Origin of the sequence: Ruminococcus flavefaciens 007c, assembly GCF_000571935.1 — a bacterium.
GTDB classification, from domain to species: Bacteria; Bacillota; Clostridia; order Oscillospirales; family Ruminococcaceae; genus Ruminococcus; species Ruminococcus flavefaciens_F.
This window is the reverse complement of the sequence record NZ_ATAX01000025.1, coordinates 202,620-213,695: the sequence shown is the minus strand read 5'-3', so window position 1 is coordinate 213,695 and position 11,076 is coordinate 202,620. Positions and strand designations below refer to the sequence as shown.

8 protein-coding genes and 1 tRNA gene are annotated in these 11,076 nt (G+C 44.7%); 5 read left to right on the top strand and 4 right to left on the bottom strand.

The window, feature by feature from the left end; all coding sequences use genetic code 11:
• The first annotated feature begins 61 nt into the window (after nt 1-61).
• A tRNA-Ile gene (locus RF007C_RS09845) sits at nt 62-138 on the top strand.
• 148 nt (nt 139-286) lie between these two features.
• On the opposite strand, the gene RF007C_RS17490 is transcribed toward RF007C_RS09845, so the two are convergent.
• The 4 genes from RF007C_RS17490 to RF007C_RS09825 form a co-directional block, all read right to left on the bottom strand.
• A complete protein-coding gene (locus tag RF007C_RS17490) occupies nt 287-1,093 on the bottom strand; it encodes a ComEA family DNA-binding protein (protein WP_051456614.1) in 807 nt (268 codons plus the stop codon).
• A 139-nt stretch (nt 1,094-1,232) separates the two neighbouring features.
• Nucleotides 1,233-2,861 (bottom strand): glycoside hydrolase family 36 protein, encoded by a 1,629-nt coding sequence (locus RF007C_RS09835; protein ID WP_037299447.1) that lies wholly within the window; start codon nt 2,859-2,861, stop codon nt 1,233-1,235.
• Nucleotides 2,854-4,242 (bottom strand): MFS transporter, encoded by a 1,389-nt coding sequence (locus RF007C_RS09830; protein ID WP_037299444.1) that lies wholly within the window; start codon nt 4,240-4,242, stop codon nt 2,854-2,856. Before RF007C_RS09830 ends, RF007C_RS09835 begins: the two co-directional genes overlap by 8 nt.
• Nucleotides 4,243-4,246: 4 nt before the next feature.
• Complete coding sequence (locus tag RF007C_RS09825) at nt 4,247-4,894, bottom strand: TetR/AcrR family transcriptional regulator (protein ID WP_037299442.1); 648 nt, start codon at nt 4,892-4,894, stop codon at nt 4,247-4,249.
• Between the two features lie 113 nt (nt 4,895-5,007).
• Between RF007C_RS09825 and RF007C_RS09820 the strand changes: the two genes are divergently transcribed.
• The 4 genes from RF007C_RS09820 (at nt 5,008) to RF007C_RS09805 (ending at nt 11,064) form a co-directional block, all read left to right on the top strand.
• Nucleotides 5,008-6,462: a DUF6937 domain-containing protein gene (locus tag RF007C_RS09820; protein ID WP_037299438.1), complete on the top strand. Its 1,455-nt coding sequence runs from the start codon at nt 5,008-5,010 to the stop codon at nt 6,460-6,462.
• A gap of 477 nt (nt 6,463-6,939) precedes the next feature.
• Complete coding sequence (locus RF007C_RS09815; protein ID WP_037299436.1) at nt 6,940-10,071, top strand: carbohydrate binding domain-containing protein; 3,132 nt, start codon at nt 6,940-6,942, stop codon at nt 10,069-10,071.
• A gap of 135 nt (nt 10,072-10,206) precedes the next feature.
• Nucleotides 10,207-10,692, top strand: coding sequence for a CDP-alcohol phosphatidyltransferase family protein (locus RF007C_RS09810; protein WP_037299433.1), 486 nt, complete (start codon nt 10,207-10,209; stop codon nt 10,690-10,692).
• Nucleotides 10,693-10,746: 54 nt separating this feature from the next.
• Nucleotides 10,747-11,064, top strand: coding sequence for a TfoX/Sxy family protein (locus tag RF007C_RS09805; RefSeq protein WP_037299430.1), 318 nt, complete (start codon nt 10,747-10,749; stop codon nt 11,062-11,064).
• Nucleotides 11,065-11,076 lie beyond the last annotated feature (12 nt).

Sequence of the window (11,076 nt, the reverse complement as noted above, 5' to 3'; positions counted from 1 at the left end):
GGATCAGTGCCGACACTATATATGCTATCGGAAGCTAAAGAAGCTTCCGATAACTGTTATAGGGCCATTAGCTCAGTTGGTTAGAGCATCCGGCTCATAACCGGACGGTCTGGGGTTCGAGTCCCTAATGGCCCACCATTGCTGGCATGTATGAAAATGTCATTAGCAAATGAGTCCGATTAATCGGGCTTTTTTGCTTTTATGGCGAAGATATCATGAATAAAAAAGTCTCCCGGACAGAGGAAAAAACGGATACTGTTCGGGAGATCTTTTTTATACAAAACCATTATTCTGTATTGCTGCTGTCAGCTGATTCGCTTTTTTCTGTAATGCTTACATAGGGAAGAATATCGTCAACCTCACTGCGGGAAAGCCCTTCTATTAGTAGAAGCTCATATTCATTCTTGAAACCGCCCGACTGCTGACGGAAAATAAGTATCTTATCAGCTGTTTCGGCGTCTACGTGCGGCAGCAGCTGAAGAAGCTCTGCATCAGCACTGTTTATATTGATAGGTGCAGCTTCTTCGAGTGTCATTATATGCTCGGTGAGAGTATCTGTCTCAGGTTCTGCTTCTTGAGTTTCTATAGGTTCGTTTTTCTCGGAGTATTCGTAGACAGGATCATTCACATAGATATGCTCCTGTATTTTATTGAAAATTCCGCTGCCAATGCCACTGACATTCATGATCTCCTCAATATTTCGGAAGCTTCCGTTTTCCTCGCGGTATTTCATTATTTCTTCCGCCAGAACTTCACCTATACCGTTCAGCTGCATAAGCTGCTCTGCATCTGCAGTGTTAATATCTATATATACGTATTCGTCATTGTTAGTTTTATTGCTGACATCGGTAGTTTTCTGAGTACGGGTATTTCTTGCTTTGGTTGTCTTTATAGTTGTTTGAGGTGACTTTTTATTTTCGGCCGAGCTTACCGTAGTGACTTTAGCTGTGATGCTTCGGTTACTTTCTATAATAATTGTTGATGTATTCTGTTTTGTATCATTTGCGCGGAAGCAGAATGCGGCAGATGCAATGACGACGGCGGAGCATATGACCGAGATCACGTATTTTCTTAAGGAGTTCTTTTCATTCAAAAAAATCACCTCTTAAAAGATTTTATCTTATAAAGCCGACAAAAAACGACATAAATCGACATTATGAGTCTTAAACATGCGGTCTTCCAACGAGAAGACCGCTTTTTTGTATTCTTGCTCCTGATCAGAAGCCTGATAGCTACATATTATATTTTTTTATGTATTTTTTGCCTTTTACCGAAAACCTAAGTGTCAGAATATCATCGTCAAAGTCTGCTGATATGACCTCGGCATCGCGTATCTGCATGATCTTGGAAAGCTCCTTGATTTCCTCGTCGGTATAGTCATAGAAATTATCCGAAGTAAAAAGAACGCTTCCCATCATTGCATTTATTTCCGCAAGGCATTTTTTATGCTCATCGGATAGTGAATTATTGCAGGGGCGCAGAAGAAATACATCAGGATCATTGAGAAAAGCCCGTCCGTCCAGCTGACGGCGGAATACCGTATTCAACAGAGAATTTCTTGTGCTTATCCTTTCTCTGTGCATAAGACGCATATGAGGCTTGTCGTTCCAGTCCAGACTGACATCGCAGCCGATACGGCAGTATTCCACCTTGCCAAATGCAGAGGCAAGCGGAACTCCGCAGGCGAGTATCATGGTGTCGGCAGCACATTCTCTGAGGAAGTCCATAGCTTCAGACATTACCTGACCGCGGGTTTTGTTTTTTCTCGGCATGAGGCAGGCAGCGTATAGGAAATCAAGCTTCAGGAGTCCGTAGCCCCAGTCATCAACAGCAGTACGCAGTACTCTTTTTATGTATTCCCGTACCTGGGGATGATAAATGTCAAGAGCATAGAAGTCGCTCCAGTTTGATCCGCCTTTTACGGGATAACCCTTTTCATCGGTCAGGAGCCATTCTTTTTTCGTCCTGAACAGTTCGGAATCTTCCTCGCATACAAATGGGGCAAGCCATATTCCTGGGATAAGACCTGCTTTTTTTATATCCCCGGCAGCTTTTTTCATCAGATGCGGGAATTTGTCTTCATCTACGGAAAGCCAGTCACCGACAGCGATCTGCCAGCCGTCATCTATCTGAAAGACATCGGCTTTTAGTGTCAGAGCGTTCAGTCCGAGGAGATCCTCGCTTATGATATCTTCGTTGATATCCTGATAGTGGCCGTACCAGCTCGTATAGCCGAACACAGGCTCTGCTTTTCTCGGTGTTATACCGAGCATGGCGAAGTAAAGGTCGAAGACTTCATTTTCACTGCCTTCGGTAAGGAGCACCTTCATGGCACACCATTCGCCGTTGACTTCAAGTCCGCTGCAGTCCTTTTCAATGGAAATAAGTCCTTTTTCGGGCTGAGTGATTATCTGAGAGAAGCCTGTATTTTCAGAAAGCGAGCCTATGAACGAGTAATTATCGCCTTTTCTAACATATCCGTATGACCAGCCGTGCATATCATCACCGTAGGAACTGAAATTGTAGTCCCCGTACTGTGAAAAGGCATATTTTTCTCTTATAGCGCAGGGAATATGGCTTATGCCTCGTATCTTATCGTTTATTCTGTGCTCGGCGGAATCTGTCCAGGACTGATATCCGTTGAGGAATATACGCTGTTCATCGCTGAATTCATATTCAAACACCGCACAGAGCTTGCGGATGGTTATCTCATTGTTGGAGGTCACATAAACCGAGAAAACATCACCGTTTACAGCAATATCAAGGTTCATTCTGTCGTTTCTGAGGGAGCTTGAAGTGACGGCCATGAAGTCGTCGCTGCCGTCCTCGTAAAGGAATTTTACAGATCGGAATTTAAGCATTTTTCTGCTCCTCCTCTATTTGGGAAATAACTTTTTTCTCATTGTATTGCAGGAATACCAGACCGCCAAGCAGACACAGCACAGCTGCAAGGAGAGCGGTACAGCGATAGCCCAGACCATAGTATTTTTCTCCCTTTGGAACATTAGCTTTTATAGTTGCCATACTCGTGAACATCAGCATTGCCAGTGACTGACCGAGCTTGAAAGCGAAGGTTCTTGCAGCGTAGAACATCCCCTGACGGCTTTCTCCTGTATCAACCTTGTCAGCCTCTGAAATATCAGCGACCACAGCCTGCGGCAGTATTCCAAGTATAGCCATTGGAACAGCAGCGAGCACAGCTATTGCGACTCCGTAAATCATGGGAGGTATGCTTATGTAACCTGCAGCTGAGGTGATAAAGAAAGTAAAAGAGAAGAAAAGGAAGGCAAATGCTATCAGTTTCTTCTTGCCGAGCATTTTTGAGAATATATTTACAAGGGGATAGAATATAAGTGATACCGCTGTCATTACCGCAAAAAGCGGGAAAGTCATAGAGGGAGACATTCCCAGAAGTACGGTGATATAGAAGGAAAGACCTGTCTGGAAGAGAGTGAGACCGATCCAGTAAAGGATATCGGAGCATACAAATATGAGAAACTCCTTATTTTTGATGGTTGAAAGCAGGGAACGGAAGGCTGAGCTTTTTGTGGGAGTGGTATCAGCATACAGGTTCTCGTCTATGAGGAATGACGGTATGAGCATACATATTACAGCTATCGCTGCAATAATGGCGATTGTTATCCTGTAGCTTGCGGCATATCCTAATTTTGTAAGGAAAAGGCCTGCAATATTGGGAACGAGATATGCAATGGCAGTACCGAAGAAATATGTAACGGAAATAAAGGTGGAAAGGTTGATACGAGCGTTCTGAGTTCTGCCGAGCTCAGGGATAAGTGCGTTGTAGGGAGTGCAGTAGCAGGTCATGCAGAAGTAGAACAGCATTGCAAATATAAACAGCAGAATGGCATTGTTCATGGATTCCGCTTCAAAAGGCGTAAAGAATATGAGCACGGTAACAACGCCGAAGGGGACTGCGGCAAAGCGCATAAAGGGTATGCGTCTGCCGAGCTTATGTTTCATGGAATCAGAGAAGCCTGCGATAAGGGGATCGGTGACAGCGTCGAAGATACGTCCTACGGCTGTGATGAGACCTATTATCGTCAGACCGAAGAATGTGATCTTAGGCAGGAATAGGATCTGTCCTTTTGCGAGCTCGTCCTGGTTTGGCTGATAGAAAAAGACAAGCCAGTTGGTAATAATACCTGCAAGCATGGACCAGCCCAGCTGACCGACAGCAAATATCCATAATACTTTATTGGAAGCTGTCTTTTTTGTCTCCATATTCTCACCCCTTTCTGAGGTAGGAAACAGCAGTCTCGATTATCATGCCAAGTTCATCCTCGGCATGAGAAAAATCGTCATTCGGAAGAAGCTCACCTTGTATCAGTTTTTTGCTCAGCTCCATAAGGGAATGGGCAAATGAGAGATAAAACAACTTTAGATCCGGTATCTCACGTACTGTACCGTCGGCGATACCGATCATATAGGACTTTTCGAATATGGGAAAGAAGTTGATTATGGATCTTTCGTACTCCTTGAGTTCCTTTTTGGGGATATTCTCTGAGATAAGCAGAAGATCAAATTCAGAGAGGAGTCGCATGAAACCGGGATGTGCCTGATAAAGGACGATAAACATTCTCATCAGGTCGTTGAGCTGCTTTATGCCCGGCTGTGAGAGGAAGATGTCAGACTCAAATATGCCGCTGAACATTTTATTCAGTTCATTCCACATATAGGTCATTGCAGCGATGGTTACAGCGTTTTTTGTTCCGAACCAGCGGTAGAGAGTAGCCACGCCGATGCCGCTTTCTGCAGCAATGTCAGTCATCTTGACTGCGTCGATGCCGTTTTTGAGGTAGAGCTGAGCACATACTTCAACAGCCTTCTCGAACCGTTTGTTTTTTGCAGTATCCTGATTGATTACATTTTTCACTTGACAAACCTCCTTTTTTATGATAGACTATACCCAAATGATAGATAATCTATCAATGCTTTAAACAATTTTAACATATTTTGTATACTTTGTCAAGAGGAGGAAGCGCTTTTATGGAAAGATCAAGGATTATTTTCGGAAATGAGATCTCAGCTAAAGCATATAAAAAGGCGGTCAGGAACAAGGCAAAGATTATCCGCAAATACGGCGACGATACCGACAAGATTTATCACCTTTCCGTAAAGGATGCTCCTTCTGTCGGAAAGATACTGGGAGTAAAGCAGCTGGTACTCAGCAGGGAGAGCGGATGCAGATTCAATGAAAAGAGCTTAATAATCGGCAATATACGTATGGGTTTCGGGCATTACAGAATATCCATGGCAATAGCATCGGCAGCACATTCCATGGGTTATGAGCCCTACTGGTTCGATCTTCATTCTTTCGGCGGGACAACCTGTGGAAAGATAATAGCAAGCCAGAACGGGCTGTATTCGCTTGGTTCCCGTTTGTCGCAGAGATCAAAGCTTTTCAACCGTCTGGTATGGGATCCCTTAAACAGTGAGGGGTTCAGAAAGCTCACCTATAACAGCTCGGATCAGAAGGCAGCAGAGCTTATGACGGCAGTATTACGCGATATACCAAAGGATATACCATTTATAGCAACTCATGTCTGGCCGTCACAGGCAGCTGTCCATGCAGGCCTCACCCATGTGGTAAATGTTATCCCCGACAACTGGCCTATGGCTCTGCACCTTTCCGAGGGAGCAGTACACACTGTACAGACGCCTTCTGCGTATCTTGGCTATCGTGCACTGAGGGGCATGGATAAGGAACGCAGTCTCAAACCGATGCCAAAGGAAGCTGTGGTTTATACGGGACATTATATAGACCACGAGCTTGTGAGAAATATCGAAAAGGACTGTATAAAAAGAGCATATCGAGCAGCAGGTGGAAAGACCAAACGCTGGCTTATGTCAGTGGGAGGAGCGGGAGCTCAGAAGGAGATATTTGCGGCCGTGATATGCAGGCTCCTTCCTGATATAAAAGCAGGCAGGGCTGCATTGTTCATAAATGTCGGAGATCATGCGAATGTGCTCAGGAGCCTTATAGAAGAAGTGCCGCGGATGAAGGGATTTCTCACGGAACATCCCGATAATTTCAGGGAGACAGCCGCTTTCTGCCGCGAGATACACGGCGGAGAGGTCAAGGGAATACATTCCTTCTGCCATTCGGATATATTTGCCGCGGTATATTCAACGAATCTGCTTATGCGGTGTACCGATATCCTGATAACCAAGCCAAGTGAGCTTGCATTTTATCCAGTACCCAAGCTTATGATAAAGCGTGTGGGCGGCCATGAGGCATGGGGAGCGATCCGTTCTGCCGAGGTAGGCGACGGAACATATGAGTGTGAAACAGTTGCCGAGACAGCCTCAATAATAGAGCTTATACAGAACAACGGTGATATAATTGAGCAAATGTGTAAACATATTATCACTGCGAAAAAGGCCGGTATATATGACGGAGCCTATCATGCCGTGGAGCTTGCAGTCAAGATCAATGAATGACATTATCATGCTACTGGCGTTTGTGTAAAAATAATGCAATTAAATAAGATAAAGCACCTGAAAACTGTGTTGAAATTATTATTTAGCAATAAGTGGTCAGAAACAGCAATAAATGTAAAATGTCATACAAATCCGCGGATATTCACATTTTCTGAGAAGTCCGCGGATTTTTACGACACGAAAATGCTATTTAATGACCGTTTTTTTTCTTGACTTTTCTTTGGAAATAAGTTATAATTTATCCAGTATTTACTGTGCGTTTTGTGTACATATTGATTAAATTATAGCCGAGCAGTAATTTAATCGGTTAATTGTCAAAGTTGCATAGTTTTGCTCTTATAATGATGTATAAAGCGCCGAAATATCAATCTATCTTCGGAATGTCCACCTGTTATGTAAAAAGTAGGTTGCTTTATTTAAAACAGCACAGTATAATAATGATGGATAATTTTGAATTTATTTTAAGGAGTGATGTTAATGAAAACAACAAACATTTTCGGAAAACTCCTGTCTGCTGTGACTTCGATGGCACTTCTGGTGTCAGGTACGGCAGCGTTTTCCGGATCTGCTCCACTGACAGCTTCTGCGGCCGGCGCAGCGATGATCGACACAACAGACGTTTATCAGACCATCAGGGGCTTCGGCGGAATCAACCTTCCCGAATGGATTACACAGGGCGATATGACCGATGCCCAGGTGCAGAAAGCATTCGGTAACGGTGATGACGAGCTTGGCTTCACTATCCTGCGAATCTATGTCAGTGATGATTCAAATGCATGGAGCAGAGCTGTTCCCACAGCAAAGAGAGCTCAGGCGCTCGGTGCAACAGTATTTGCTTCACCGTGGAATCCTCCTGCTGCAATCCGAAATACTGTAAACGGCGGACTTGCAGGCGGAAAGTATCAGCTCAAGAAGGACAAGTGGGCAGAGTATGCAGCGCATCTAAACAGCTACTGCAAGTATATGGAAGGACAGGGAATCGATCTTTATTCCGTATCCATCCAGAATGAGCCTGACTATGCTGAGGAGTGGACATACTGGAGCCCAAATGACCTTGCTTCGTTTATTGCTCAGTACGGTAAAGCAGTTAAACAGGGCACCAATGTAAAGCTCATGTCTCCCGAGAGCTTCCAGTACAAGAAGGATATCTACAATGCTATCCTCGGAAACAGCCAGGCTATGGCGAATACCGACCTTTTCGGTACTCACTTCTACGGTACACAGCGCGGTCAGATGGATTTTCCGTCACTTGAAAACTGCGGCAAGGACATCTGGATGACTGAGGTATACGTTCCTGATTCAAATTCAGATGCGGATACATATCCCCAGGCACTTAAGGTCGCTGAAAATATCCATGATGGTCTTGTAGTAGGTAATCTGAACGCTTATGTATGGTGGTACATCAGAAGATCTTACGGTCCTATGAAGGAGAACGGCAATATCAGTAAGCGCGGATACTGCATGGCACAGTACTCAAAGTGGGTACGTCCCGGTGCTGTTCGTATAGGTGTTACAGAGCAGCCCAACAGCAATATACTGGTTTCTGCATACAAGAATACTGATGGAAAGATCGCCGTCGTTGCTATAAACAAGGGCAGCAATGCCGTAAATCAGGATTTCCAGATGGCAAGCGGCGAGGATATCAAGTATATAGACAGCTACACAACATCCGCTAATGCAAATTTAGCCAAGAAGGAACTTACATCGAACGGCACGAGCTTCTCGGCTTCACTTCCCGGAAACAGCGTTACTACCTTCGTTCTTTCAAGCGAAGGCGGCGGCGAGGATCCTTCAAAGACTGTTGATGATGACGGATATTATTTCCATGATACATTCGACAGCAGTACAGCAAGCTGGACAGGAAGAGCAAGCGAAACCGTTGAGACAGCTGCCGGCAAGGGCATGGAAGGCACAGGCGCTCTGAGTATTTCAGGCAGATCAGCTACTTGGAACGGCGCTGTAAAGTCACTCAGCTCAAGGACTTTTGTTCCCGGTACGGCTTACAGCTTTGCAGGCAACGTAATGTACAACAGCGGCCCTGCAGAACAGACTTTCCAGCTTTCGCTCCAGTACAGTGACGGTACTACTACAAAGTACGACCATATCGCTTCGGCAACTGTACCCAAGGGCGAATGGGTACAGCTTGCAAATCCCAGCTATACCATCCCCGCAGGCGCTTCGGATCTCCACATCTACATTGAGACAGATGAAAATGATTCCGACTTTATCAGCTTCTTCTTTGATGAGGCTGTAGGCGCTCCCGAGGGAACTGTCATAAAGGGCGCAGATCCTCCCAAGCAGGTTATTCTCGGAGATGTAAACTTTGACGGCGTTATTGATTCACTTGATATGATAGCTGCAAGAAAGGCAATCATAAAGGGGGATCTGACAGGTGCTTCCCTTAAGGCAGCCGATGTTGACCAGAACGGTAAGTTTGAGGTCGCTGACCTTGTCAACATCAAGAAATTCATTCTCAGGCTTATCACAGAATGGCCTGAGCCTGAGGTAGTCGTTCCTCCCGAGCCTCAGATCGATACCAGCAAGTGGGACAACTATCAGGAGACTGCTTCTGCAAAGGATATCGAATTCTATAAAAGCTCCATAAAGCATATGGGCAATACATACAGACTTGCAAAGAAGCTCACAGCAGCTGAAAACGGCGAGTCTCTTACAGTTGCTTACCTCGGCGGTTCGATCACAGAGGGTAAGAACTATACAACACCATTCTCCAAATATCTCCAGACAACATTTGCAAAGGGCAAGTTTACAGAAGTTAACGCAGGTATGTCAGGTACATCTTCTGTTGTAGGTCTTGTCCGCAGCGAGAAGGATATCGTGGCTAAGAATCCTGATATTATCTTCCTTGAATTCTCAGTTAACGATCATGAGGATATCATGTACAAGAAGTGCTTCGAGAGTTGCATCAAGAAGTTCCTTGATATGCCTAACGAGCCTGCTGTATGCGTTCTTATAACCCGTGCACAGGGCGGTTTCTCAAGCCAGAGCCAGATGTATCCTATCGGCAAGAACTTTGATATTCCTGTAATCAGTATGGACGATGCTCTCACAAAGGCATTCAACAGCGGCTACCTCAAGACGAGTGATTACTACTCGGACGAGTATCATCCTCATCAGAAGGGCGGACAGCTTATAGCTGATTGTATGTCATATTTCGTTCGTCAGGCTCTCAGGAGCGAGAACCTCAAGACTTCCTACACACAGCCCACAAGCTATGTATACGGTGCTGAGTACGCAAACTGCGTAAACGTTGATCCCAAGACTCTTGATAACTTCAATGCGGGTTCATGGTCAGCAGGTACAGGCTATAACTCACTGCCTTACTCTTACACTCTCAACGGCGGCAGTCCGATGAAGTTCAAGACACAGGGCAAGGGCCTTATAATCGTATTCAAGGCTAACAGCTCGGGTATGGGCAGCATAGATGTTACTGTAAACGGCAAGACCACAAAGGTCAACGGCAACAAGCAGTACACCTGGGGCGGTCCCGATGCAGAGCTCGGCTACTACCAGAATACAACAGGTGATCTTGACGTTTCTATCTCAGGAAGCGGCAGCTTCACGATCTGGGGCATTGGTCTCATAAAGTAAAAACTGATATTAAAAGCTCCGGCCTCGTGTCGGAGCTTTTTTTATGCCAAAAGAATTAAAAAGCACAAAAACCTATTGATTTTTCGGGAGAAATACGATAGAATGTTCTTAGAACGATAATAAGGGAAAATTGTAATGGCGAATATCATAACAGGGATAAGAGTGCTTGCGAGTATCGCACTGTTGTTTTGCCCGGCATTTACTCCCGTTTTTTATTTTTGTTATCTGGCGGCAGGTGTTTCGGATATTGCTGACGGTGCGGTTGCGAGAAAAACGAATACGGTAAGTGAATTCGGTTCAAGGCTGGATACGGCTGCTGATCTGATATTTGCTGCAATATGCTGTATAAAGCTGCTGCCTTTGCTGTGTATGCCGACATGGGTATATTATTGCGTAACGATCATAGCAATGATCAAGATCGGTAATATCTTATCAGGATATATAAGACATAAAAAACTCACTGCAGTTCATTCTGTTATCAATAAGGCCGCAGGAGGCTTGTGTTTTCTTCTTCCGTTTACAGTTTCATTTATTGACATAAGGTACAGTGCAGCTGTCATATGTATGGTTGCCGCTGCGGCCGCTATCCATGAAAGCTGTATTGTTTATAAGCAAACGTAATTTTTTGCAGGTCTGTCGTAACAGGACTATAAGAAAAGAAAGGGAATTATCCAAATGCCATCAAAAAAAGAATATCTTGACTTTATACTTGAACAGTTATCGGAACTCAGCGATATAACATACAGGGCTATGATGGGGGAGTACACAATCTACTATCAGGGCAGGATAATAGGCGGTATCTACGATGACAGGCTCCTTGTGAAGAATACTGCGTCTGCGAGAAGGCTCATGCCAGATGTACCGCTGGAGATCCCGTATGAGGGCGCAAAGGAAATGCTGCTTGTTGAGGACGTGGAGAACAGAGGATTTCTTGAGGAATTGCTTGATGCTATGCTCGATGAACTGCCATTGCCCAAGAAAAAACGTAAATAAAAGGTTTTTATA

Coding starts and splice junctions, on each gene's coding strand:
- RF007C_RS09835 (WP_037299447.1), bottom strand. CDS start 2,861: ATGCTTAAATTCCGATCTGTAAAATTCCTTTACGAGGACGGCAGCGAC.
- RF007C_RS09830 (WP_037299444.1), bottom strand. CDS start 4,242: ATGGAGACAAAAAAGACAGCTTCCAATAAAGTATTATGGATATTTGCT.
- RF007C_RS09820 (WP_037299438.1), top strand. CDS start 5,008: ATGGAAAGATCAAGGATTATTTTCGGAAATGAGATCTCAGCTAAAGCA.
- RF007C_RS09815 (WP_037299436.1), top strand. CDS start 6,940: ATGAAAACAACAAACATTTTCGGAAAACTCCTGTCTGCTGTGACTTCG.
- RF007C_RS09810 (WP_037299433.1), top strand. CDS start 10,207: ATGGCGAATATCATAACAGGGATAAGAGTGCTTGCGAGTATCGCACTG.
- RF007C_RS09805 (WP_037299430.1), top strand. CDS start 10,747: ATGCCATCAAAAAAAGAATATCTTGACTTTATACTTGAACAGTTATCG.